Raw genomic sequence first — 24030 nt, 5'->3', positions numbered from 1 at the left:
GTTCAGCTGATTGCCTCGGCCTGCGGCCACGCGCGGGCAAGCCGTTCGTCGGTGGTCAGGAGCACAAGATCCTGGTTGTCGGCCAGCTCGACATACAGCGCGTCGGTCAGGCGCAGTGAATCCCGCCGAGCCCACGCGCCGACGATCAGAGAATCCAGACCGTGCCGGGTGATCGGCGCCCGACTCAGCGCGTCGAGTGCTGCATCAACCTCGGCCACGGTGACCACACCGGCGCGTTGCAGTCGGCCCAGAGCCGACAAGACCTCGGCATCAAAATGGGCCGGCGCATGCATGACGGTGCGGGCGAGCCGCGCGCGGACCGCGCCGAAGCGGTCGGCGGTGCGGGCGAGCAGATCGACCATGGCGCTGGCGTCGACAACCACGTGCTCCGGCGGTGTCGGCACGCTCACGACTCGAATTCGGCACGCGCGGCGTCGATTGCGGCCACGACATCCGCGTGCCGCGCTGCGGCCGCGCCGCCGGACAGCCCGTCCAACCAGACGTCGGTGGCGGAGTCCTCCAGCTCGGCACGAATCGCCGCCTGCGTCAGCGCCGACACGTTCAGGCCGTGAGCTCGTGCTCGTTCGGCCAGGTCATCGGGGAGATACACGTTCACCCTCGCCATACACACTAATATACACACATAAGCCGATCTTCCACCCACCGCCAGTCGATCCGCTCCTGCTCCAGCCGGACCCGCTCGGCCAGTCGGTCTTCGACCACATCGGTATACAGAGCCAGCTCGGAGGGCGTCAGCCGGGTGAGGGCCGATCGCGCCGGTCGATCCTCGGTAACCCACCTGTCCTGGTGCGCCAGCAGCGTCTCGCGGTCCATAAGCACCGAGCGCGTCGTCGGCAGCCAGGCGCGCAGTCGGTCGAGGATGGCGAAGCCGTGAGTGTCGATGTCACCCCAGTACGCCACCACGACATCGGACAACCACGGCATTCTGCCCACCTGGTCGACCTCAAAACCTTTACCCCACAGCACAACACCATCCTCGGGTACCGAGGCGCTCAGATAGCTGATCTCGTTCTCGACGATCACCGCGGTCCGGGGACGTAGGGGCAGCGCAGCCAGCTCATCGGCACGTGCCGCGATCTCGGTCAGCGGGGCAGGTAATCCCAGCGTCGGCCCGAATCGGACCCGGACCATGGCCGGTTTGGTCCGAAGGCCCAGGTCGTCGAGAAAGGAGGTACGTGACACCCCCAACATGTCTGCCAGATCCGATCGGTATCGCTCGGCGAACTTGGTGTCGACCCCGGGTGCGCTGATCTCGCGCAGGTATTTTCGCGAGTCCCGATGGGTGTCCAGCCACTCGTAGGCGGCGATCAGCCTTGCCATCTCGGGCTGCAAAGCCAACACGCGATGCGGTGCCGCGACGGCCCAGGCATGCAGGGGTGGGTGTTGTTGGACAAGGGTGAGCAGTTCGCCGAACCGATTGACGACGGACTGCGTCCCCAGCAACGCCCACGCCTGTTGGTAACTGGACACCACGGCGCGATGTGGAAGCTGGTTGCGGCCGATCTGCCGACCGCCCACCGACTTCCACTCCAGGCCGTACCGGGTGTCACTACGCCGGCCGGTGTCCAGTGCGGTGACCCAGTCGCGGACGGCACCGATATCGTCACCTATCTGCGCCGGTTTGGGTCCGCGCAGCACCACGACGATTGGCTCCCATGGTGCCCCGGCGGCGAAGGTACGCAGCAGTGAGCCGTCGTCCCACCGGCGCCGGACCCTCGCGGCGATATCCTCAGGTGTGCTCCACCCGGGGGTCATGTGCGTGAATTATCGCGGCGGGTGCGGAACTCCTCGATGGTCATCGTCTGCAGTCGCGAATAGGTCCCGCTCGGGTTGTCGACGATGCCGATGGCCTTCACATACGGTTCGATGACGTGCACCTTCTGCAACGGGGTGACGATCAGCAGCTGCAGTCCGAGGGTGCCGAACAGGTCCAGGGCATAGCGGGTCGACATGTCCGAGCCACGGCCGAACGCCTCGTCGATGACCGCGAAGCGGAAGTCGCGGGACTGTTCGGCGCCCCACTCCAGACCGAACTGGTAGGCCAGCGACGCGGCCAGGATGGTGTAGGCCAACTTCTCCTTCTGCCCACCGGACTTCCCGTCGGAATCGCTGTAGTGCTCCCATTCCTCGTCGGTCTCGTCATCGCGCTCGGAGGCGGAGAAGACGAACCAGTTGCGCACATCGGTGACCCGGCGGGTCCAGTTCCTGTCCGAGTCGGCGTACCCCTGGCGACCGCGGAAGCGCTCGATGATCCGCTTCACGTCCAGGAACCGTTGCTCGGAGTATTGATCGCCGTCGACGGCCAGGGTGTCGTTTGTCAGGTTGCGTAGGTCCGAACGGAACAGCGCCACATCCTGATTGGTGGTGGGCTCCTTTTCCAAGCGGATGTAGCGGCCCGGGTTGTAGGGCACCGCACCGAGCGCCTCGTTGATGCGATCGATGCGTTCGTCGATGGCTGCGGCCTGCCGGCCCAGCCAGTTGTTGAAACCGGCGAGCTCCTGGATGGCGTTCCTGTTCAACTGCTCCTTGAACTCGGTTTCGAATCGCGGTAGATCGTCGGTGGCGACGCGGTCTCGCAAGGACTGGAAGTCGCCGCGCGCTTCGACGCTGGCATCCATATCGGCGCGCAACTCGGGCCAGCGGTTGAGCACCGCACCCATATGCTGAGTCAGATTCAGGCTGTGCCCGTTGAGTTGGGCGGATATCCGTTCGATACGCCGATGCAGGTCGGCGGACAGTGTGGTCTCGGCCTCGGCGCAGTCAGCGGATCGCCGGGGTATGCCATCGCCCAGGCGTTCGGCCAGAGCCGAGTAGGACGCCCGGGCCGTGTCGCGCTCCGTGGCCCCGGCGATGCTTTCCTCGTCACGCGCCCGGTCCTGCTCTGCCCGGTGTCGTGCGGCCGCCGTCGTGGCCAGCTCACCGGTGATCATCTTGATCCGCTCCCCTACCTGGGCGGCAGCCTTTTCGTTGCGCTCCAGTGCCGCGGTGATCTCCGTCAGACGCGACGACCCTGCCTGCAGCCGAGCGCGTTCGGCATCGTGGGCATCGGCGCGAGCGATCGCCTCGTCGATGTCGAGGTCGGCCCACGCCCGGAATCCGTCCACTCGCAGGAAGGCATCCAGGCGAAGCTGCAGGACGTCGCGTTGGTCACCCAGCCTCGCGGCCCGGGCGCCGGCGTCGTCGCGGTCACGCTCCCGCTCGGTCAGCTCGGTGCGCAGCGCGCCGAGCTTGCGTTCGTTGACCCAGCCGAGCACCCAGCGGCGCGGGTCGTCGACCCGATGCCGGTCGTCCTTCTCGTGGCGGTCCCCGGAGCGCACCTGGCCTTCGCGGGTGACCGCACGGTGATGGCTGCCGAACTCCTGTAGGTCTACCGCGCAACGATAATCGGCCCGCTTGAGCAGCTCGGTACGCAGGTAATCCGCGAAGGTGCCCTCTCGCACCTCGATGCAGTCGGCCAGGACGAGGCCGCTCTGGCCGCTGGGCTGCAGTCGGACGCGTTGCTGGGGCACCCTCTCGTACACCAGCTTTGCTCCGCGGCCCGCGACGGTGAGCCTGCGCGCATTCACCCACCCGGCGACGGCGTCATAGTGCCGTTGCGGCACCAACAGCGACAGAGCGAATCCGCGTAGTACCCGTTCGGCGGCACCACGCCACGCGGTGTGCTCCTCGTACACGTCGAGCAGTTCTCCCGCGTAGGGCAGATCTTCGGGGGTCAGTCCCAGCGCCGCACACAGTTCCGCCCGGACAACCACCTGTTCGTGCGGCAGGTTGTCGGTGCGCTGCTCGAGGCTAGTGATCTCGTCGGTGAGCCGCTCGCAACTGCGGCGGCCCTCCCGTTCCCGGCTGATCGCGTCGGCGGTGGCGGTATCGAGTTCGCGCTTCTGCGCTGTGAGCTCAAGCCGGTGATCGGCGATCTGTGCGGGCAGTCCGCTGAACTCGTTGCTGTCGGTGACCGGCGACAGGCCGGCGTCGTTGACCGCCCGATCGAACAGAGTCCTTGCTGCGCGGCGTGTTCCGGCCTGCTCCCGCGCCGCGTCGGCTAGTCGTTCCAGCTCTCCGATGCGGTCACCACCGGCGTTGGCGCGCTCGGCGATCAGAGTGTCACGCTCGGCGCCCAGCCTTCGCTGCTCGGATTCGGCGGAGTCCTGCCGGCTCAGTAGCGCCGCGCCGTCGGCGTCCAGCTGCGCGATCTCCTCGGCGAGCAGGCCGAAACGAAGTTCGGCGAAGAACAACCGCAGTGCCGCCCGCTGCACGCCCAGGTCATCGCGTTCGGCGAGGGCTGCATCGTACTTCGCGGCGGTGTCGACGACCGGTTGCAGCGCTTGAAGTTGTTCGCGGGCACGGGTGACGGCGTCGTGCGCTTTGGTGAGATCGTCGAAGTGCCCGATGATGTCGCGGACCCGGTCGCTGGAATCGCTTGGTTCCAGCATGTGGTCGCGGACGAAATCGTTGAGGTTGCCGACCGACTTCATCGACACGGTCTGGTGGAACAGTTCGAGGGCCTGCTCGGAACGGATACCGAGCAGACGTCTCAATGATGTTGCGTATTTCGGGAATTCATCGAAGATCTCGGCGCCCGCACCACGCAGGCGCTTGCGTAGGTCGCGCAGGTCGGTGCCGAAATCGGCGAAGTCGGTCGCGACCGACAGTGCCTTGCTGGCGGTGAGGAAGAATCGGTAGGGCTGGCCGGTGCTTTCGCGCTGTTGAAATATCTGGGCCAGGGTGACCGTTTCGTCGTGGCCGTGGTTGTGGAAAACGCCGAGGATCACCGAGTAGGTGCGCTTGTTCTCCCGCAAACCCTTCGGCCGGGACTTGCCGGTGGCCTCGTTGCGTTCGGATTTGTAGTGACCCTCTACGTAGGACCGCAGCGTGCGTTCCTTGGCCTCAGCACCGGCGGCCTTGTTGTAGGCGGCCTTGTGGGATGGCACCAGCAGCGTGGTGAGTGCATCGACGATGGTGGATTTCCCGGAACCGATGTCGCCGGTCAGCAGCGCGGTATCGGTGGCGGGTGTGAACCGCCAGACATGGTCGTCGAACGTGCCCCAGTTGTACACCTCGGTGTACTGCAACCGGTAGCCGGCCCGGTGTTCGGTCGCGGCGAAGGCGTTATCACTCATCGGATGCCACGCTTCCGGCGTATTCGCGTAGTTTCGCCGCGAAGTCGGACAGCGTCTGCGCGTCAACGTAGGCCTTCAGGATGCGCCGCACCTCCCAGTGGTCACGCTGGCCGCGCAGCTGGTGCAGGAATCCGAGCTCCGCTGCCTTCTTGATGGTCGTCTCGGCCTGGTCGACGACGCGGGCATCGTTGGTGGAGTCGGCCTGGAACAGGCGCAACATCTCGACGATCTGTTCGGTACTGAGCACCAACCGGCCCTCGCCACCACCGGTCTCGAACTCGACGAGGCGTTTGCGAAGCAGCACCAACAGCAGGCTGACGTTGTAGGTCAGCGCCCGGCGGCGCACGAGCCGCGGCAACGCCTCGGCGCCCTCCTCTTCAGGGCGCGAACGCAGATATGCGTAACCCTCGACATCGTCAATGACCACATCGACCCCGATGGTGGCGAAGTGGTCGCGCACACCGGCGCCCAGACGTTCCAGCGTCGCCCAGGTGTCCTCGTCGGTGGTGCGGTAGACGACGCCCTGCATCAATCTGATGATGGCGGCGGCAACGGCGTGGTCGTTGTTCATATCCGTTTCACCGTCACCTTCGGCAGCCGCGCCCGCTTGGTGACGTTGGGATCATCAGGGTCGCCGTAGTCGAGGACGGTTTCCTGACTGTCGTCCATCTCGATACACACCCCCTCGTCGTCGAGCGCCAGATAGCCCACGATCTCAGCGGCGCCCTGCTCAATGGGGTGTACGGCAATGACATCGGACAGCAACGCCGACGAATGCTGCGGCAGCACAGCATGAATAGTGTCGAGCAACCGGGCCCGATCGACGTAGGTCTGGGTGAACAGCGCGGCGGGATCCACCTCCTCGGACGCCTCACCGATGGTGCTCTCCACAGCCACCGCGACCGGGGTCTGATAGAGCGGCCGTTCGAACGGCAGCACCACTTCGATTCCGGGTTCGTCAACTTCCAGACCGAATGACGGTGGTGTACGGCGCAAGTCGAGCGCCGCTGACTCCACCGCCCGCACCAGGTCAAGGACGCGGCGGTTCTCCAGCCAGACCTGATCGTCGAGAAACCGTCGCAATTGCTCGGAGATCTGGCGGACCGTGCGCTGGGTGCGGTCGGCCGCCTCGGACCAGTCGTGGTGGATTCCGCGGATCCGGTGATCGGCCTCGATGGTGTCCAGCGCCGACACCTTGGCGAGTAGGTCGGTGAGCTCGGTCTGACGTTGGTCGGATAGCAGGAAGTCGTAGAAGGCCTGAAAGCTCCGCCCCTGATCGGATCCCGCGATCTCGGAGCGGCTGCCGACGAGTTCGTTCAGCAACTCGCCCTTCGAGCCGTCCCAGCCCGCGATCTTCTCGCGGGCGGCGCGGTCCAGTGACCGAAAGTTCTCCTCGACCTCGCGAAAGTCCGACAACAGTTCGCGCGCCGTTGTTGACAGCTGCTGGTAGCGATCGCGGACGCCGGTGGCGTCGAGCACAGCGATCTCGCCCGCCTCGACCGCCGCGATCTCGGCGTCGATCTCGGCACGCCGACGGTGTAGTTCGGCCAACCGGACGTCGGTTTGCAGTTCGGTTCCGTGCACGATCTGGCGTAACAACGCGACCACGGTGTGCAAGCGAGACTCGGTGCCCACGAAAGACCGGCCGTGCAGGGTGCCGATCCAGCCGTAGGCCTTCTCGAACGCCGGGGTGACCTCGTAGTGGACCTCGTCATCACCGGGCGGATAGAAGCGGCGCAGGAATCCGGCGTCGGTGGCCGCCCAGTCCTCCAGGTAGGCACGCGGAGGCTTGGGGTAGCGCGCGTCCTCGATGTTCAACGCGTACAGGTGGTCGTCCAGGGCGTCGGCGACCTCGCTTGCCGAGCACGCGCCGCGGTTACCGTCTACGAAATATGCCCCGAGGAACGACAAGATCAACGAAGCGTTGGTCGCACGCAGTAGCCGCCAGGCGGGGTGCCGGTCCCGCAGCGCCTCGATCGCGTCGTAGTCCACGAGGTGAGGGTATTCCCGAGGGCCGACAGAATCACGGACCGCCAGTCGTTGACGTCGCCCGTCACCAGCTCGGTGGCCACACCAAGAGCTTCATAGGTCGATCGCGCACGAGCATCCCTGGTGGCAAGAACGGCATCATGTGCGCGCGCCGCCAGCGCGACCAGCCCGTCGTAGGTCGCTCCGCCGGATATTCAGCGCCGGGCAAGCTCGCGATGTGCGTTACGGGTCGCCCGCGCGTCAAGCGCGAGGGCTTCGTCGAAGTTCTCGTCGATCAGTTCGACCGCGTCAGCCGGCAGGACCCGAGCATCACCGGGCAGGCGTGTCAGCACCGAGTACGTTTCGGCCAGCGCATGCCCGCTCAGCCTGAGCGTTCGACCGTTCGCCCACTGCGCAACGCCGATGTGCTGCCGATGCGAGGCGACCAGTAGAGGTACTGCGACGCTTGTGTCGATCGCGGTGACTGCCGTGTTCAACGGCGTCCGGCATCGATGATCGCGAACATCATCTCGTCGGTGACCACGGTGTCGGCCCTGGCGACCAGGCGTCCGTCCTCGCCGCGCTCCAATCGTGCGGTTCGCCCGCCGGGAACGATCTGCAACCCTCCACCGTAGGCCGAGATGTCAACTTTGGTCCCCGGCGTCAGCTCCAAGGCATCGCGCAATTGTTTGGGCAGGACCACACGCCCCCCAGAATCAACGATGGCCTCCATGGGACCATGGCTACCATTCAAATCCCATCGGACCCGCGGAATGCCTCAGCCCGCCGACTCAATCCGCTGCCGCAGTTCGTCGCGCCGGGCAACGATCGACTTGCGCCGGGCGGCGACCAGATAGTCGGGTGACCCAAGACCGCCGTCAGGGAAGCCGCCGGCCCGCAACATCACCCCACCCCGCTGCGAGGGGCTGCTCTTGATGTCGAAGTGCCGCACAATGTCCGAGGCCTTCAGCTTCGACCCGTAGTCGAACAAGCCGTTCGCCCTGCCCGCAATCCATACCACCGCCGCCGCGGCAGTGGCCAGACTTCCCTTGCGGCGGAACACTTCCGGGGAGTACGTGGCGACGCGCGCCAACACCCGTCGGCATACCGTGCGGTATTCGACGTCGAGCAGTTCATCGCAGCACCGGTCGGCCAACGCCAGCACCTCGGCGACCCGCGATTCGATGTCGTCGGCGATGCCGGACCAGTCGAAGGGCTCATCCGGCAGCGGCTCGGTGTCGAGTGCGTTCAGCTGCTCGGGGCAGCCGACTTCCTCGGCCAGACTGTCAAGCCGCATCTCCTCGGCCCAGTTCGGCCCCAGCATTGCCGCCTGGAACTCGCCCGGAGCGAGTCGGCCGAGTGGGTTCGGTCCCGGTTCCCGGATCGCCTGCAGGAACACCGGTGACCACGCATCGATCGCATTCAGCGTCTGGTCGGTGAGGTCGGTACGCACCCCGGCCTCGCGATGGGCGAAACCGATGAAGGCCCGCAGCAACTCGGGTGCCAGTTCGAGATACTCGAATGGGGCGATCACCTTGCGGGGCAGCCAATCCGCCAACAGGATCTCGACGCGCACATCGCTCCAGCGCATGGGATCGCCCGGCCCATAATCGGTCGCGAACCGCAGAATGGCGTCCAACAGGTCGCGATGATCGTCGTCGTCGAAGGCTCGGCCCGGAACCGAGCTGAAGAACTGGTCGGCCAGAAACTTGAGCTGCTCGGTGTTCCATTGCGGGCGTTGATAACCACTCCCGCCGGGCGGCAGTGTCCGGGTGATCCACTCGACCAGCGGGCGGCAGGCCGGCCAGGACTCGGATTCCACCGGCGGAAAGGTACGTGCGGCCATATCGATCGCGGGGTCGATCCAGGCGCGGGCGTCGGCCAGACTCAGTTCCTCCCATGTCGAGTCGGGATCGTCGGAGAGGCGCTGGTACTGCTCGACAATGGTCTCGATGGGTTCGGGAATCACGAACGCGTCCTTGACCAGTTGGCCCATGTTGTGGTCGACATAGACCACGCAGGAGGCCTCGAAAGTGCCGGCGAGGCGGACACCCACGATGATGTTGTCGCCGTCGTTGAGGATGTGCGTCATCCGCACCGCTCGATGAGCCGAGGTCTGATTCAGTCGGCCCAGCCAATCCGGGAGTGCGTGTTCCCGGGTCGCGAGTTCCCGTTTGATCCGTGCGCGCAGGATCTCGTCGTCGGTGAGTGCGGCGATGACGGTGAGCAGCGCACTGGTTTCCGTTTCGGCCACGTCGATGAACATCGCCGCGAGCTCCTCGCGGCTGGGCCGGCTCGGGTCGGGCGGGGCGAACGGGTGGTCTCGGCCGCGGGGGTCCAGCGCGGTCCACATCATGCTCACGTAGCTGAGCAGATGCAGCGGATCCGGATCAGCCACCGCCGTCCGCACCTCGCTCATCAGGTCGGGTTCCTCCGAACGCCTGCCGTCGTGTCGCCTCGATTTCGACATGGGATAACCGTACGACGCCGGCCGGCGGTGCCACGGCACCAGTCACTCGCCGAGGGCGCGGGACTTGTCGATCTGCTGCTTGATGTCCCGGTAGGCCTGCACCCGGGCCATCACCGCGTCGGCGGCCGAGTCGGTCGGTGTGGTGTCGGGGGCGGCCTCGATGCCGTAGAGCATGGCGCTGAGCTTGCCGTGCAGTTCGGCGCGCTGTTCGGCGATCCTGGCGTCCTCGCGTTCGGTGCGCAAAGAGGCGTCGATGTGCCGGGCTTCGACGGCGCAACGGCTGATCAGCGCCACCCGTTGCTTGGCGGCGTCCTCCAGTTGCGCGATGGTGGCCTTGGCCTCGGCCAGGATCCGGCGGTCGTCGGCGCTGGGCTTGCTCAGCGCCGACAACTTGCCGGTCACACCCTGCAAAGAGTGGGTCTTGGCGAAAGTGCGGGTGATCCAACCGATGTCGGCGCTGAAGTCGATGTCACCCAGCCAGCCGGCGCGGGCGGCTTCGGAGCCGGCGACCTGGGTGACCGCTTTGAGCGCGTCCTCGACGAGTGAAGCGTTGTTCTTGCCAAGGGTGTCGATCCGCCGTTGCTTCTCCTTGCGCGCCTGCGCCTCTGCTTCGCGTTTGGCCGCCGCGGCTTGCGCGGCCCGTTGCGCCCGTGCCTGCTTCTCAGACTCGACGCGGCCTTCCTGGACGCCCTTGACGATGGCGTAGACCAACCACGTCACCAGGGCGATAGCCGCGGCGACACCGAGGGTGATCCACACCGCCTTCGGGACCATCGCGATCAGCACGACGATGCCGACGAAGATGGCACCGAACACATTCGAGCCGTCGGACGGTTTACTCATCGCCATTCCCCCATCGCCAGTGGCCGCACCGGATGTGCTTGTGGCCAGCCGATCAGGATGACAGGGGGTACCGACAAGTGCGGGCGCCAAGCGCGCCTGGCACATCCGCACATACAAAATGTCTCAAGCAATGCCGGATCCTCTCACCACCGGGATACCGTCACCTTGTGAAGCAAAATGCGCACACCGCCGAGCCCGGTTTCGAGTTGGCCTCCCGGCGTGAGATGTTCAGCCGCTTCGTGCCGATGTTGCGCAAGATGACGGACGCCGAACTCGAGCGGGAGATCGAGAAGCCGAAGCGTCTTCTGTTACTCAGCGAAAGCGTAGGGACTAGAAGGCTGGACATCGCTTACGCTCCGTTCGATGACGCGGACGCCGATGCCCGCCTCGTCCTGATCGGGCTCACGCCCGGCAGACAGCAGATGCGTAACGCCCTGTTAGAGGCACGGCGCTGTCTGCTGGCGGGCCACAGCGAGGCGGAGTCGCTCGCCGCAGCCGAGTCGTACGCAAGCTTCTCAGGACCCATGCGCAACAACCTCGTCGCAATGCTGGACGCGATTGGCGTCAACCGCCTGCTGGGTGTGAAGTCGACTTCCACCCTGTGGGATGGCGATACCAGTCTTGTTCACTTCACGTCGGTCTGTCGCAATCCTGTTTTCATCGACGGAAAGAACTACTCCGGCGCTCCACCCGTGCTCACAACTCCAGCATTGCGCCAACAAGTTGAAAGCGGATTCGTTCCGGAGGTCGACCGCCTTCGGCACAGCATCTTCGTACCGCTCGGTTCCGAGGTAGGCAGTGTCGTCGAATTCGCTGCAGCGCAGACCGGTCTCGATCGGAACCGAGTGCTCGCCGGAATGCCGCACCCCAGTGGCGCCAACGCCGAGCGCGTCGCCTTTTTCTTGGGACGCAAACCACGCGAGATGCTCTCGAACCGGGTTGAACCGGAACGAATCATCGCTGCACGCACGGCTCTGAAGCGGAAGGTCGCCAAGCTCCGCAACTCGGCGAACGCTCAGTGAAGGGCACGCCTGAAGCCGTCGACCCCTGCTACTAGGTCAGCGTGTAGTCGCGATCCTGGAGACCGGGCAGCGGGTGGCGACCTACAAATTGGCCAGCCTGATGGCACTCATCGACCACTGCATCGAGAATCTGCCCCACCAACCTTCCGACCCATTGCCAGTGCCCATTGGCGACCTGGCACATCGGGTGCTCGAACTCTATTGGCGCCAGGTTCGGCCATTCGAAGGGCACGACCTGCGCCAGTCCAGTGGCGAGAAGGAGCGGATCCCGCGCGCGGTCAGGACATTACGATCCGCGTCCGGCGCCGCGTCACTGAGCGTGGCGATGACGTCCGCGCCGGCCGTTTACGAAGCATCAGTCGAAGAGATCGGTCTGTGTCTGGCGCAGCAATCCCTGTATCGATTGCAGCGCTTACCTGGCTCGCACGACCCTTTTCTGTACGAAGACAGCTTCCTGCACTCCAACGTGTCGCGGCGGACGCTGCGGACGCACGGCGACGCGATCGTGCTGAACCCCGGGGTGGCGACGGGCCTGGCTCGTCTGGCCGGACTGCTCAAGCCGGCTCTGGAGATCATGTGGGTCGACGACGTGCGGCGGATGAACAAGTTCCTGACTGCAGAGGTGCCCGACGTCGCCGGGCATCTGTTCGGCCGGGATCGCACGGCGCTGGCAGCGGTACGCGGCCCGTTAAAGGATGTGTTCGGGCCGCGTTGCTTCTATTGCGAAGGGCAGTTGCCGGTCGACAATCCGATCGATCACGTGTTGCCGTGGTCGCTGGTGGGCATCGACGGATTGGCCAACCTCGTGTTGGCGTGCGCGCGGTGCAATTCCGACAAGCGGCACGCGCTACCGGCCCTCGGCCTTGTCGACCGAGTGCTAGGCCGCGACCAGAACAAGCTGCAGGAGATCGCCGCGGCGATCCGCTGGCCCACCGAGTACCCGCGGGTAGTGGCCGCGGCACGCGGCATCTACGGCACCCAGCCGCCAGGGATCGATACGTGGTCGGGATACAAGGCGAGTGTCCGATTGGACATCGGCTTTCCACCCGGATGGATGCGGACGTGACTCTGAGCTATCGCTAAGCACGGCGCGAAATTCGTGCACATCGGCCTCCTGGGGTGCCTTAGCCTGAAAGATGGCTGTTGTTGGCGCGGCCTACTCGGGGGGCGATGTGAAACCGGACGGACGCACAACCTGGCAGAGTTCACTGACGCCGCCGCTGCCGACGACGCCGACTCTGCGATGACGCGGACCGCCTGGCCCCCGTACGTTCCACGAAGCGGGCCTCCGCCTCGCCTGAGCCGCAGGCTCATTGCCGCGAGTATCGGGATGGCAATCGGCGCAGTGGGCTTGGTTGTCTGCGGGTTCGTCGTTCGTACACCTCATGGCGGTCGCGCTGCCGAAACACTGGCGCCCGCCACCTCTGTTTTCCTTTGGCTTCTCGCACTCGCAGGCGTCGTGACTGTCGTTGTCGGCGTCATCGGGGTCGGTGCGCTCAGCGGGCGAAACGTCAGCCGGACCGCCGCTGCTCTGTTGGCGGCCACAGTCGCGCTGACGGCATGGGTCTACTTAGGCTCCGTCGTGGAATCGACCGGCGTGCGTATCTCCGGACTCGGCGCACGTCCCGCGCTCGTAATGGCTCAGATCGCGTGGCCGCTTTTTGCCGTGTCCGCGGCGCTGTTACTCATCGGTGCCGTGTGGGCCGTGAATACACGGTTGTCTGTTCGCCGATCCCTGCTCGCGATCCTGTCACCGTGGGCCGCGGTCGGACTCACCGCCAGTGTCGTTGCGGGGGTCGGTGTGTCAGTGTTCTGGATGCATGGCCAGTCGCGCCCATTGACCGCTGAGCCCACTGCGGCGGCCCCTTTCCCGTCGACCGTAGGAACGGAGATCGCATACTCGATTCAACTCCACGCTCGCGAGCGGGTATTGCCCGCAGGTCCGGGATTTGCGGTGTTCTCCGCAGGCGGCGGCATCACCGCCTATGACGGCGGTTCTGGCGCGCCGAGGTGGAATGTGCCGGCGGAGGTGTTCCCGACTGATTGCCGCCTGCGTGCGATGCGCTCGACTGGAGTGTCCGACGATGCGGTGATCGTCGCCGAGTGCGGTCGACCGCAGTTGCACTCGGTCCGACCTGTGAACCCGGAAGCCGGCGAGCCGGTGCTGATGGGTTTCGACGCGAATACCGGACGCGCGTTGTGGCTCAACGACGACGGGTTCAAGCTCGCCGAGGGAGCCGGCACGTCGGCATCCATGGTGGCGGTGAGTCGGCGCAACGAAGAAGTGGGGCCGCTGGATCCGCGGACCGGCACCGTGGCCTGGGTCAGGCCCGGGGCGGAGCATCCGTGCGGTGGGTCGGCGAGCGTCGTTGGTGAGGCTCTGGTCCTTGTTTCCTGTTTCGACGAAGCACAGGTGCGCGTGCTCGACGGTGCCACGGGTGACGACCGCACCATCGACCTCCCAGTGACGCCCACACAGCCCAACGTTTCCACCCTGGAGATCTCGAGACTGGCAGCTGACGGCACTCTGCTGATACTCCAGACGAAAAGCCAAAAACGATCCAACCCCGGCGAAAGCCAGCCGCTGCTGTTCCAGACCTGGTCTATCGACATCGATACCGGCACTGTCAGCGCCATACCCAGTGTGGCCGCGAGCATTCCCCGCCCTCCACTGCCCGGCCCGTTGATCCAGTTGGGCGCCGAGCACACAGAGGACCAGACGTATCAGGATGTCTACTCGCTGCCGGCCCGAGCACTCATCCGAGCGCGTGGACTCTCCGTCAGCTCGGTGTTCTATGACGCACTGCAGTGGGCGATGATCGGCGGCCGACCGGTCACCGCCGCGGCCCGCGCCGACGACGCGATGTGGGTGGCATCGGTCGGCCCCGACGGTTCGGTGACCCGCACGCCGTCACCGTGTCCAACGGGAGATGCATCAAGGACTCGTGGTGCAAGCATCCTGCCGGTGCCGGGCGCCATCCTGGTGCTATGTCCACACTCCGAACCGAAGATTGATGGACGGGATCTTCTGGGACTGCAGTGATCTCAGCGGATCGCCATCACCCGGTCACCACAGTTGATCACCAGCGCCCCTGGTATTGATGCCATTCGCGGCACCTCGTCGCTCGCACAGGGGCTGGGATGTGTCACCATCGGCGCATCGTGCTGAAATACCTTGAGGGTCTTCGCCGTCTCCCCCGGTGCCGGTATCAGCGTTGCCCACTGATTGCCGATACGTGCCCACGGCTGCCCGAATCCATTGATGAATCGCAGTCCCTCCGTGGATAAGCCGGTGTCGATGGTGACGCCGGACTCGAGGTCCAGAACCGTCTGCCGCGTGTCGGCGTCGGACAGGATCACCGTCTGTGAGTCCAGCACTGAGGCGTCAAGTCCGGGCGGCACGGTATGCACGACCTGCCCGGTGGACGCGTCCAGGATGCGCTCGCCGAGGATCGTTGACGTCTGGTAGTTCTGCACCGAGACAAGGACGAGGTCCGTTGCCGGAATCCCCGTGGCCCATGCACTGTCCCCCGGTTGCAGATCGACGCCGATATCGGCCGCGCGCAGTGTCGTGTGCACAGCGCCGGTCTGGGCATCCCGGACATCGACGATCGCATCGCCCTCGCAGTTCGGGGTGAGCACGTAGCTCTCGGTCACGTACAACTGCTTCGAGCACTCATAGGGAATTTCGGTAGACCATAGTTTCACCCCGGTGCGCAGCGACCAGGCCGTCCACGGCACCGAGTCCTGCGCTGCAATCGCTTCGCCTAGCGTCACCGCGGTCGTCAACACCACCGAGGAGGACACCTCGGGCGTGTTGGAGCGCTCCGTGACCAGGTGGCCGCTGTCGGGTGTCGCCCACAGCGGCGTGCCGGTGTCGGCGTCAAGTCCGATCAGCGCCTGCTCGCCCCAGTACGTCACGGACACCACGACCACGCTGTCTGGTCCGGTTCCACCGACCCCGATCGCGTTGACCCCGAGATCGCGCTGAGAGAAGGACCAGACCGTCTCGCCGGTTGATCCGGAGATCCCCTCCACTCCGCCTGCGCCCTTTCCCTGCATGACCCGGAGCAGCCCGGGCTCGCCTGCAACCACTAACTGGATGCGCGGAGGGATGATTTCCTCGTCCACAGGTACCTCGTAAGCCACTGCGTCACTGACAATTACCAGCTGCGGTGTTTCGCTAGGCACCGCGGTGGCGCTGTCAATCGTCGGTCGGTGCCCTAGAAACACTGCCACGGCGGTCACTGCCAGGAGGGTCACGACAGCCAGCAGTGTTCGCCCGACTTGTCGGCCTCCAGAACCGCCGGACGACGAGCGGGTTGCGGCAGCTACGGCGAGTGCGGCCACCGCCACGCACGCACAGATCCAAGAAACCGATGCGATGTCAACGACGCGCACACCGTCCAACGCAACCTGTTGTCGCTCGGCGCGAGCGAACAACTTGGCGGTCTCGTCGCGCCACCGGAGCCATAAACCCAGTGCGGCCAGCAGACCGAGCGTGGGCGCAAGGTAGCGCAAGAGGGCTGCAGTGCGTGCCGGATATCCGGTCGCTGGACGCCTGGACCGGAGCGCGACGACTGCATACGCCGCCATGAGCACCACCATCACCACCACGACCCCAGCGGTACGCCACAACACACTCGAGACGTCACCGCGGCCTACCAGCAGCGGATAGTCGGGCGTTCGCCGTAATACGGCGTAGGCCAGGCAGAGACACGCCGCGGCGGCCAAACCGTATGCAAGTGTGACCATCAGGCTGGCCAAGTGCGCCCGACTACCCGATGCCCCCACGGACACGCCCCCGCGATCCATACTGGCACCCTAACCCGGCTATACGTATCGGCAACGCACAAAACCGAGCCGTCATGGATGCCTGTGCTGGCGGGGAATGTCGGTGGTCGATGACAGGACAGTACGGAACAATGTCAGGGCTCACGAAACGACTCTGGAACGTGCCGACAAGTGCGGATCACCACTCGTGCTCGCATAGCGTGCAGTGCCACTGCAGATCCTTGGGACAGCAGCCGCCGATGTAGAGCCACGGCGCCCACGCCCACGGGTTGGCCGGCATGCCGTATCGGACCTGCTGGGTACGCAGGTCTCCGCACTGCGGGCATTCGGGGTGCCGGCTGAACTTGAAGTCGATCATCGATCGGAAGTTGCCGTCGCGCATACGGGTGTGGCAGCGACGGCACAGCACGCCCGGCCAGTCGCGCGCCGAGTACCGCAACCAGGCGCGCTGCGGGCGCTGCTGATCCGGCTTGGTGTACGTCCGCAGCGGCGCCGCGGGGTCGGGCCGTGGCACCGGGTCGACGGTGTGGATGTGCAGCCGGTCGCGGGCGTCGTGCTCACTGAGATCGAACTCGTCGTCACAACCCATGCATCGGCGGCCGTGTGCGAGCAGGATGCGTGCCGCGGCCACCGAGGAATGCCCCCACCGGTAGCACTCGTCCCCGTAAACCGGACTCTCGTGTAGCGCCAGGATCACCCGCTCGGCGTCATCGTCGTCGATGCGCCAGTCGTCGAACACGGAGCGCGCTTCCAGCACCATCGCCAGGGTGGTGAGATCGACGAGGTCGGGGGTTCGGCGTCCGAGCACCGCACCGCCGTAGGGCCCCTCATGGTCGATGCGACCGAGCACCGTCAGCACCGAGACCGGGTCGGTGCCGAGCACCAGGAGGGTGTAATCGCCGGGCCGGGACTCGCCGAAGGCGTACCGCCAGGGCCGGTACGGCGAGCGCGGTTCCAGCAGGGTGATGATGCCGTCTTTCCAGTCGGCGGCCTCGAGAATGTGCAGGCGGATTCTTTGCGACATCTGTCCATTATCCCAGTCGGGTCTGACATTTTTCGGCTTGGATCATTTGCTGCGGTGGCTCTCCACCAGCACTTTCGCGATCGCCGGCGGGCCACGCGGAACAGTCCCGGCGCGCGCACGCCCGACTTGTCGGTGGCCGCGCCCATACTGATCGGCTCGCCTGGGTTGGCCGGGACGGGCGAGAGGAAACATCGAGATGACGACGCGGATCGCCACGCTCAACATCCGGCACGGCGGCACCAAGTCTGCCGAGGCGCTGGCCGCCCGCCTGCTCGGCTATGACGCCGACATCCTGGTGGTCACCGAGTTCCGCGCCAACGCGGCCGGCGGACGGCTCATCCGACGGTTGGGCGAGGCCGGGTATGACGCGTCGCACCCCGGCGTCGGGCCGAACCAGAACTCGGTGCTGATCGCGGCCCGCTTCGGGATCGAACGATCGTGGGCGTTCGACGATGCACTGGATCCGCGGCACCTGTGGTGCGCCGAGATCGACGGCGCGTACGTGTGCGGGGTGTACATGCCGCAGAGCGTGGCGAAGCTGCCGTACTGGGAGGCGCTGATCGGTGGCGGCCGCCGCTCTGGCATCGATCTGCTGATCGGCGACTTCAACACCGGCAACAACGATCTCGACAAGGATCCGCGCGGAGCGAAGTTCATCGGGCCGGAGATGCCGGGCAAGCTGATCGCCACCGGCTACACCGACGTGTGGCGATCCCTGCACCCTGAGGTGCGGGAGTACTCGTGGTTCAGCCGGCCGGGTAACAATGGGTTCCGGCTCGACTATGTCTACGCGGCACCGGATCTGGCGGCGCGGATTCGGTTGTGCGAATTCGACCATGCGCCGCGACTGGCAGGCGAGACCGATCATTCGGGGCTTGTCGCGACGGTACGGGATTGACATGATTATCCGCAGTTATTGCGGATACCGCACTTTATGCGGTATCCTGTGTCATGTCCAACCGGTACGACCGCATCCGCACCGACCTCACCCAGGCCGAAACCGCGACCTCCGCCGACGACGCACTGCGCCATCTACGGGCGGTCCTGACGGAGGTCGGCCAGCTGCTCGACGAGCAGTTGGCGCGGGCCGTCGTCGACGACGAGATGTCGATCGCGGCGGCCGGCAAGAGCGCCGGCCTCACCGAGAACGCGGTCGGCCCCCGCCTGGCCAGCACGGCCCGGCTCAACCCGTACGTCACCAGCGGAGATCGCATCACCGCCTCCGACGTCAGACGCGCCCGTAACGACAAGCACGCCAGCACTCCCCTGCCACCGGCTCCTCCGGTAGAACCGATGCGGTTCAAGCCACGACGAAACAGCAAGCCTCGCTAGTCATTTACTGAAAGGGATCAGCTCATGCCGAACCAGAATCTCACCCTGATTGCGTTCCTGCTCGACCGCTCCGGTTCGATGCAGTCGATCAAGTCCGATGTCGTCGGCGGCTTCGACGCCTTCATCACCGAGCAGCGCGCCGGTGACGGCGAATGCCGGGTCACGCTGGCGCAGTTCGACAATGAGTACGAGGTGGTCTACCACGCGGTGCCGGTCACGGATGTTCCGCCGCTGGCGCTTCACCCGCGCAACAGCACTGCACTACTGGATTCGATGGGCAAGCTGATCACCTCGACCGCGGCGGAGATCGCCGCATTGAGCGAGGACGCGAAGCCGGGCACCGTGATCGTGGCGATCATGACCGACGGCCTCGAGAACTCCAGCCAGGAGTGGAGCCGGCCGGCGATCAAGGCGCTCGTCGAGCAGCAGACCAACGAATTCGGTTGGGAGTTCCTCTATATGGGTGCCGACCAGGACGCCGTCGAGGTCGGTCGCGATCTCGGTGTCAGTGCCGATAAGGCGGTCACCTACGGGCGCGGGAAGTCGCGGGAGGCGATGGTAGCGATGTCGGGGAATGTGCGGGGGTATCGCAACGCGAAGCTGGTGGATATGGATGCGCCGATGCCGGGGTTCAGTGACGCGCAGCGGGGGGAGCTGTCGGACGACTGATCCAAACCGATCAGAGCACAATCAGGTTCTCTTCGGTGGCGGCTCAGGTTCCACTCACGGTGTAGGCCCGCCGGAATTGTGCCGAGCACGCGCGGGCCGATCGATGTAATAGGCAATCAAATACGCAACCGTCGGTAGTAGAAAGTTCGGGACCGATGCGATGACAATCAGAATGCATTGCACGCGCTGACCGCGGCCGATCGGAAACCGATCCTTGGCGTCAAGGTAACCGGTGAACGCCAGCAATGTCACCACGAGTGCTGTGCCCGCCAACGCTTCCCGACCCATCCCGCTCGTAATGGTGGTCACGCCGGCAATGGCGCTGAAGACCGTCAATGACCACCAATGGGTGGCGGCGGTGACAACTCCCCGATATGAGCCTGGTGGCGCGATCACCGGTGGTGCAGGACTTCCATCGGCAGGCGGATCGGGTTGGGTGCGGGCGATTGTGTACGAGAAGATGCGGCCGCCAACCTTCAAATAGGGGGTGCGAAGATACGCGATCAATACCCCCAGTCCCGCCGTCACGGCGAACATCAGGACTGCCGTCGCCCACCCTCGCACGGTTACGGCAAGAGCCATGACGGCAGTGCCTACAAACCAACTGGACCAGAAAATTCTCCGCTCGAAGCGGACGTTATTACTGAATACAATGGTGAGACCGCCCGCTGCGACGACAGCGAAACCGACTGCGATCCACTGACCGGACGTCAGCACTGGTGTCCCCTTACCAAATCCCCGAGGTGATCAGCGATCAAGGTTTGAGCCAATCGCTGAACCTGCCATCTTCAGAAACTCGCCACCAAGGAGGCCACCCGTTATCGCTCCGACGAAAGCGCCGCCAGGCCCCAGTGCCCATCCGCCTGCGAAACCGAGGGCCGCCCCTCCACCGACACCACCGCCCAAGCTTCCGATCAAGCCTCCGACAGTCTTTCCGGGCGCAGCACCGTTGACGTAATCGTTGTATGCGAAGCCAATTTCGGTGTACTCATCCATCCCGGTTCGATTCTGCGGAGGCGCGCCATGGCTTATCGATGTAGTACGCGATGAGATACGCAATGGTCGGCAGAAAGAAAACGGGGATCGACGAGATGACGACGACCGCGCCCGGCGTCCATTGCCGGCGGGCTAGGGTAAACCCGTCGTGCGCATCGAGATATCCTGCGCCGGCGAGTAACACGATGGCGAAAAGAGCGAGGCCAATCGTTACAGGCGACATCCGCAACGTGAGGGCGGACACTCCCGCGGCTGCGGCAACAACAGCCGAAAACCACCAATACGTTGTCGCGGTGACCATTCCGCGGTAGGAGTTCGGTGGCGGGATCACCGGTGGCGCAGCACTGCCATCAGGCAACGGGTCGGGTTGGGTTCGTGCGATCCAGAAGGAGAAGATTCGGCCGCCCACCTTGAGATAGGAAGTACGGAAGTAGGAGTAGCAGACCGCCGCCACCACGAGCACCGCGAACGCCAATACGACCATCTGCCAACCATGTTCGACAAGCGCACACGACATCAACACTGCTCCGCACAGCCAGCTCACCCAATAGAACTGACGCTGTCTGCGGATGTCGCCGATGAAGCCGAGCGCGCAGAGGCCCGCCAGTGTCACAGTCCCTCCGGCGCCCAATAGATACTCGGACGGGATGCCTTCCAGTTCAGCGATCAAAGGTTGAGCCAACCTGTGTGCCAACGAATTTGCGACCTCCTCGATTATCAAAGGTATGGATACGATGCAACCGCGCGGTGGCCTCATCGCGACTAGCGTGCAGCCGAGGTGCCGAGGTGCCGACCTACTCGTACCGCACCGCACTGTCGATTGCCCTACCGGCCTCCTGGTCCTGTTGGTCATAAACATCGTCGGCCGCACGTAGCGAATCTCCTAGGGCCGTCAGGTCTGAACGCAATCGCGCCGCCTGCGCTTCCAGCACGTCAATGAACTTCCCGAAGCCGGGTGTGGACTTTTCCTTCCAGCCCGCGCCTTGGGTCGACACACTGTCGGCAACCGCCGCGCGACTGGAGAGGCCTCACCGGCGACCACTGCCATCTGATCAGCGCACAACCGCACCTGAGCCGTCGACACCACGATGTCCCCGTGACTCATGGCGCGCCACTCCCCTCGGCTGACAGCCGGCAGGCGATCGTGCCCGTGATCAGGGATACCTCGATCGACCCGAACCTCAGCTCACGACCGTCATCGCTGGTGATCCGAACGTCATGGGCGCCTGAGGAGTTCTGCATCGCGGAACCATTCGCCAATCCCGCCTCAGCGGCCAGGCGCTCGACGGCAGGCAGCACAAGGGCCCACTCCTGGTCGGTGAATGAATGATCTGAGGTGAGGTTCGCGAAGTACAGAGTCACTCCCTGGTGCCCATTGTTCTGGCAACTGCCCGACATCTCCTCGCGTCGCCACTGCCACGGCGCGCTGTCGGGAACAATTTCGCTGACCTCGGTGCGTACCGCCTCAAAGAGGTACAGCATCTGCGCGCGGGTGGTCCCGATGTCAGGCAGGTTCTTGATATCCATCTTTGGAACGTCCTCGTTGATGATGGGCGAGTCGTAACTCTCGCCAGAGCCTGGTCGGTCAGCGTCGCTACTGCATCCCGCCAAGGCCAGTAATCCGACGGAAATGGTGGCCGCCAACCATCGGCCCACGATCCACGTCACTGTCATCGGATCAACCTCTCCCCACCATCGTCGTCCAACGGTACGTCCCCGAGTCCCCCTGCGATGATTGCAAGGTTGTACCCGGTCGCGCGCAAGCGGTTGTTGTCGTCAGAGCGCGCGTAGTCCGCATGGCTTTCGGCACCGGTGCGCGGCAGACTGTCAGTTGGGCTTACCGCGGCGTTTGACGACAGCTGTTCCAGTGGCAGCGTCGTCGGGTTTGGCCCGAACTGACCGAGGTCGCTTGCAGACGGTAGCTCTAACAGCCCCGGGCTGAGATCGCCTGATAACCAACCACCGGGTGCGGTCATGACATAGACATGGCCAAGAAACCCGTGCAACCACCGGAATCCGACAGGCGTTAAAATGGCGTCTGCTCACGGGGGAATTTTCAACGAGCACATCTGGGGCACCTCCCTGAGCCTCGTCAGACATGCAGGTCAACATTGAGGGGGGATCGGTGTCAGATCCATTGCGCGTCAGCCCCGAGGGGCTGCACTCGGCGTCGGTTGAACTCGGGCTCGACGCGACGCGGTTATCCGATGCCACGACCACTAGCGGCCCATCGAGTGGAAAACCGTCTGGCGAGGGAATTCGCAGGGCTGCGGCAGCGGTCGCCGCGCTGGGGACGGCGTATCAAACCAGGATGGACAGTCACGCTCAATCGGCACTGGCGGCCGCCGCGACCTACACGCGCACCGACGCCAGCGAGTCGGACGCTGTCGCGAGAACGATGTGAGCATCAAGACTGGACAACTCGGCCTGCAACGAGTTCCCGCGGCTGCGCCCAACGCAGTCGCACCGGAGGGGTTGCCCACAAGGGCGGATATCGACCAGTGGACCGATGCGATCACCGACCTGTCCACTGCCGCCTCGGAGTATCGCCAATGCGCGCAGGGCGTCGACGCCATCGCCGATGCTCACTGTCAATCGCTGTCGACCCCAGGCGGAACCGAATGGGACGGTGACAGTGCCGATGCAGCGATAGAAGCAGCCTACGGCGATCGAGGCGTTATCTGGCAGGCGACCGACCACATGCGAAACGGCCTGGCAAGGGCGGCTGACGCCGGTGCGCAAGACATCCATGCCGCACGAAGTCGGGTGCAGGACGCGATCGAACTTGCGGAGCGCGACGGATACACGGTCGGTAACGACCTTTCGGTCGTCGACAACAACACATACACCGTGGCTTCGGATTACGACGACCGGCAGGCCAAGGCGTTAGAACATCGAGAAGAAATAACCCGGCTTGCCGTCGCACTCGTCGCCGAGGACTCTCAAGTCGGTGAGAAACTCAGCACGGAAGCCGCTGCTCTGGACGCCATCATTCCAGCAAGCTGGGGCTTCGGAAGGCCCCCTGCCGAAGCGCCACGGTTCGACGCGGTGGATAACGAAGTCGACGAGCCGCACGCGCAGTTTGGCAGCGAAGTGCAGCAGGAGGTGCCGCCGAATCGGTTTATCGGCGACCAGCGGTTTGGGCACTGGGAAAGTGTCGTCGCACCGCCTTACGTCGGGGACCGACCGCCACCGCTGAGTTCCCAATACCGACCACTTCCTGTCGGTGATGATCGGACGAAGTTGGGCGGTACGACGGGCATGTACACGCCGGGAAAACACTGGATCCAGGATGCATCCGCACCGCACGCTGAGTTCCGAGAGGAATACAAGTTTCGTATCGTCGGCCAAGAAGCGACAACCCACACTCGGATGGTCAACGATAACGGCGTGTGGAAGCAGGAACGCTGGGTACAGAATGTGTTCGAATATCAACGTAATACTCAAGTGACATTCAATGGTGACGTGAGCAGAAACGGCGTGAAGGGCAGCTTGGACGGCTTGCCTGATCTCACGAATTTTGACAACGATTGGAAGCCCATTATTCCGCAGGAAATCGTATCCCTATCTGCTCGGAATCCTACTGTTGACTACTATCTTCCTGACGGGTGCGGCGGTCAGTTCACTATTCAGGAGGGCGTCCCCGTCGGCGGCTACAGCGGCCTCCCGCCCGTATCCATGACACCGACTCCCGGTACAGGCGAAGTGCCTCCGAGTATGCATCGGCCGCGGTAATGGCTCACCTCAACACGACACCGACACCGACACCGACAC

Annotated in this window: 22 protein-coding genes and 1 pseudogene; 7 read left to right on the top strand and 16 right to left on the bottom strand. The window is 64.7% G+C overall.

Annotated elements, in window-relative coordinates:
• Positions 1-2: 2 nt before the first annotated feature.
• From ACLBYA_RS11670 to ACLBYA_RS11625, 10 genes and pseudogenes are all read right to left on the bottom strand, one after another.
• Positions 3-410 (bottom strand): type II toxin-antitoxin system VapC family toxin, encoded by a 408-nt coding sequence (locus ACLBYA_RS11670; protein ID WP_447709561.1) that lies wholly within the window; start codon positions 408-410, stop codon positions 3-5.
• Positions 407-625, bottom strand: coding sequence for a type II toxin-antitoxin system CcdA family antitoxin (locus ACLBYA_RS11665; RefSeq protein WP_447709560.1), 219 nt, complete (start codon positions 623-625; stop codon positions 407-409). Before ACLBYA_RS11665 ends, ACLBYA_RS11670 begins: the two co-directional genes overlap by 4 nt.
• A 5-nt stretch (positions 626-630) precedes the next feature.
• Positions 631-1776 carry a Wadjet anti-phage system protein JetD domain-containing protein gene (locus ACLBYA_RS11660; protein ID WP_447709559.1) on the bottom strand — a complete coding sequence of 382 codons (1146 nt, stop codon included), beginning with the start codon at positions 1774-1776 and terminating at the stop codon, positions 631-633.
• Complete coding sequence (locus tag ACLBYA_RS11655) at positions 1773-5138, bottom strand: ATP-binding protein (protein WP_447709558.1); 3366 nt, start codon at positions 5136-5138, stop codon at positions 1773-1775. The genes ACLBYA_RS11660 and ACLBYA_RS11655 overlap by 4 nt, the downstream gene beginning before the upstream one ends.
• Complete coding sequence (locus ACLBYA_RS11650; RefSeq protein ID WP_447709557.1) at positions 5131-5709, bottom strand: DUF4194 domain-containing protein; 579 nt, start codon at positions 5707-5709, stop codon at positions 5131-5133. Before ACLBYA_RS11650 ends, ACLBYA_RS11655 begins: the two co-directional genes overlap by 8 nt.
• Complete coding sequence (locus tag ACLBYA_RS11645; RefSeq protein ID WP_447709556.1) at positions 5706-7130, bottom strand: DUF3375 domain-containing protein; 1425 nt, start codon at positions 7128-7130, stop codon at positions 5706-5708. Before ACLBYA_RS11645 ends, ACLBYA_RS11650 begins: the two co-directional genes overlap by 4 nt.
• 77 nt (positions 7131-7207) lie before the next feature.
• Positions 7208-7603: pseudogene (locus ACLBYA_RS11640) on the bottom strand (PIN domain-containing protein); the annotation flags it as partial.
• Positions 7600-7839, bottom strand: coding sequence for an AbrB/MazE/SpoVT family DNA-binding domain-containing protein (locus ACLBYA_RS11635; RefSeq protein ID WP_447709555.1), 240 nt, complete (start codon positions 7837-7839; stop codon positions 7600-7602). The pseudogene ACLBYA_RS11640 and the gene ACLBYA_RS11635, both read right to left, overlap by 4 nt.
• Before the next feature lie 45 nt (positions 7840-7884).
• Entirely contained in the window at positions 7885-9576 is a 1692-nt protein-coding gene (locus ACLBYA_RS11630; RefSeq protein ID WP_447709554.1) for a DUF6398 domain-containing protein, read from the bottom strand.
• A gap of 42 nt (positions 9577-9618) precedes the next feature.
• Positions 9619-10419, bottom strand: a complete 801-nt coding sequence (locus ACLBYA_RS11625; protein WP_447709553.1) for a hypothetical protein — start codon at positions 10417-10419, stop codon at positions 9619-9621.
• 167 nt (positions 10420-10586) lie between these two features.
• Here ACLBYA_RS11625 and ACLBYA_RS11620 point away from each other — a divergent pair, with 167 nt between their 5' ends.
• The 3 genes from ACLBYA_RS11620 to ACLBYA_RS11610 all read left to right on the top strand — a co-directional run bounded on the left by ACLBYA_RS11620 (position 10587) and on the right by ACLBYA_RS11610 (position 14484).
• On the top strand, positions 10587-11441 hold the full coding sequence (locus tag ACLBYA_RS11620; RefSeq protein WP_447709552.1) for a hypothetical protein: 855 nt from the start codon (positions 10587-10589) through the stop codon (positions 11439-11441).
• A 100-nt stretch (positions 11442-11541) separates the two neighbouring features.
• On the top strand, positions 11542-12507 hold the full coding sequence (locus ACLBYA_RS11615) for an HNH endonuclease (RefSeq protein ID WP_447709551.1): 966 nt from the start codon (positions 11542-11544) through the stop codon (positions 12505-12507).
• Between the two features lie 393 nt (positions 12508-12900).
• On the top strand, positions 12901-14484 hold the full coding sequence (locus ACLBYA_RS11610; protein ID WP_447709550.1) for an outer membrane protein assembly factor BamB family protein: 1584 nt from the start codon (positions 12901-12903) through the stop codon (positions 14482-14484).
• Positions 14485-14486: 2 nt separating this feature from the next.
• Here ACLBYA_RS11610 and ACLBYA_RS11605 read toward each other — a convergent pair whose 3' ends face one another.
• Together ACLBYA_RS11605 and ACLBYA_RS11600 are read right to left on the bottom strand one after the other, a co-directional pair.
• Positions 14487-16208 (bottom strand): hypothetical protein, encoded by a 1722-nt coding sequence (locus tag ACLBYA_RS11605; protein ID WP_447709549.1) that lies wholly within the window; start codon positions 16206-16208, stop codon positions 14487-14489.
• 205 nt (positions 16209-16413) lie between these two features.
• Positions 16414-17259, bottom strand: coding sequence for a hypothetical protein (locus ACLBYA_RS11600; RefSeq protein ID WP_447709548.1), 846 nt, complete (start codon positions 17257-17259; stop codon positions 16414-16416).
• Positions 17260-17455: 196 nt separating this feature from the next.
• On the opposite strand from ACLBYA_RS11600, the gene ACLBYA_RS11595 reads away from it, so the two are divergent.
• Genes ACLBYA_RS11595 through ACLBYA_RS11585 form a run of 3 tightly spaced genes read left to right on the top strand, consistent with a single transcriptional unit; the run spans position 17456 to position 19260 of the window.
• Positions 17456-18157 (top strand): endonuclease/exonuclease/phosphatase family protein, encoded by a 702-nt coding sequence (locus ACLBYA_RS11595; protein WP_447709547.1) that lies wholly within the window; start codon positions 17456-17458, stop codon positions 18155-18157.
• Positions 18158-18210: 53 nt separating this feature from the next.
• A complete protein-coding gene (locus tag ACLBYA_RS11590) occupies positions 18211-18591 on the top strand; it encodes a hypothetical protein (protein WP_447709546.1) in 381 nt (126 codons plus the stop codon).
• A 24-nt stretch (positions 18592-18615) separates the two neighbouring features.
• Positions 18616-19260, top strand: a complete 645-nt coding sequence (locus ACLBYA_RS11585; RefSeq protein WP_447709545.1) for a VWA domain-containing protein — start codon at positions 18616-18618, stop codon at positions 19258-19260.
• A 54-nt stretch (positions 19261-19314) separates the two neighbouring features.
• On the opposite strand, the gene ACLBYA_RS11580 is transcribed toward ACLBYA_RS11585, so the two are convergent.
• From ACLBYA_RS11580 to ACLBYA_RS11565, 4 genes are all read right to left on the bottom strand, one after another.
• Entirely contained in the window at positions 19315-19977 is a 663-nt protein-coding gene (locus ACLBYA_RS11580; RefSeq protein ID WP_447709544.1) for a hypothetical protein, read from the bottom strand.
• A gap of 271 nt (positions 19978-20248) precedes the next feature.
• A complete protein-coding gene (locus ACLBYA_RS11575) occupies positions 20249-20926 on the bottom strand; it encodes a hypothetical protein (protein ID WP_447709543.1) in 678 nt (225 codons plus the stop codon).
• A gap of 124 nt (positions 20927-21050) precedes the next feature.
• Positions 21051-21251, bottom strand: coding sequence for a type VII secretion target (locus tag ACLBYA_RS11570; protein WP_447709542.1), 201 nt, complete (start codon positions 21249-21251; stop codon positions 21051-21053).
• Between the two features lie 106 nt (positions 21252-21357).
• Positions 21358-21930 (bottom strand): LppA family lipoprotein, encoded by a 573-nt coding sequence (locus ACLBYA_RS11565; protein ID WP_447709541.1) that lies wholly within the window; start codon positions 21928-21930, stop codon positions 21358-21360.
• Between the two features lie 726 nt (positions 21931-22656).
• On the opposite strand from ACLBYA_RS11565, the gene ACLBYA_RS11560 reads away from it, so the two are divergent.
• Positions 22657-23991, top strand: coding sequence for a hypothetical protein (locus tag ACLBYA_RS11560; protein ID WP_447709540.1), 1335 nt, complete (start codon positions 22657-22659; stop codon positions 23989-23991).
• Positions 23992-24030: the final 39 nt, after the last annotated feature.

The organism is Mycobacterium sp. C31M, assembly GCF_053345865.1.
This window is presented reverse-complemented; position numbering and strand designations above follow the sequence as displayed.

Bases quoted from the DNA above. Each gene is read 5' to 3' on its own strand.
- ACLBYA_RS11660 (WP_447709559.1), bottom strand. From the start codon at position 1,776: ATGACCCCCGGGTGGAGCACACCTGAGGATATCGCCGCGAGGGTCCGG.
- ACLBYA_RS11665 (WP_447709560.1), bottom strand. From the start codon at position 625: ATGGCGAGGGTGAACGTGTATCTCCCCGATGACCTGGCCGAACGAGCA.
- ACLBYA_RS11650 (WP_447709557.1), bottom strand. From the start codon at position 5,709: ATGAACAACGACCACGCCGTTGCCGCCGCCATCATCAGATTGATGCAG.
- ACLBYA_RS11635 (WP_447709555.1), bottom strand. From the start codon at position 7,839: ATGGAGGCCATCGTTGATTCTGGGGGGCGTGTGGTCCTGCCCAAACAA.
- ACLBYA_RS11600 (WP_447709548.1), bottom strand. From the start codon at position 17,259: ATGTCGCAAAGAATCCGCCTGCACATTCTCGAGGCCGCCGACTGGAAA.
- ACLBYA_RS11565 (WP_447709541.1), bottom strand. From the start codon at position 21,930: ATGACAGTGACGTGGATCGTGGGCCGATGGTTGGCGGCCACCATTTCC.
- ACLBYA_RS11615 (WP_447709551.1), top strand. From the start codon at position 11,542: ATGGCACTCATCGACCACTGCATCGAGAATCTGCCCCACCAACCTTCC.
- ACLBYA_RS11595 (WP_447709547.1), top strand. From the start codon at position 17,456: ATGACGACGCGGATCGCCACGCTCAACATCCGGCACGGCGGCACCAAG.
- ACLBYA_RS11590 (WP_447709546.1), top strand. From the start codon at position 18,211: ATGTCCAACCGGTACGACCGCATCCGCACCGACCTCACCCAGGCCGAA.
- ACLBYA_RS11630 (WP_447709554.1), bottom strand. From the start codon at position 9,576: ATGTCGAAATCGAGGCGACACGACGGCAGGCGTTCGGAGGAACCCGAC.
- ACLBYA_RS11655 (WP_447709558.1), bottom strand. From the start codon at position 5,138: ATGAGTGATAACGCCTTCGCCGCGACCGAACACCGGGCCGGCTACCGG.
- ACLBYA_RS11585 (WP_447709545.1), top strand. From the start codon at position 18,616: ATGCCGAACCAGAATCTCACCCTGATTGCGTTCCTGCTCGACCGCTCC.
- ACLBYA_RS11625 (WP_447709553.1), bottom strand. From the start codon at position 10,419: ATGAGTAAACCGTCCGACGGCTCGAATGTGTTCGGTGCCATCTTCGTC.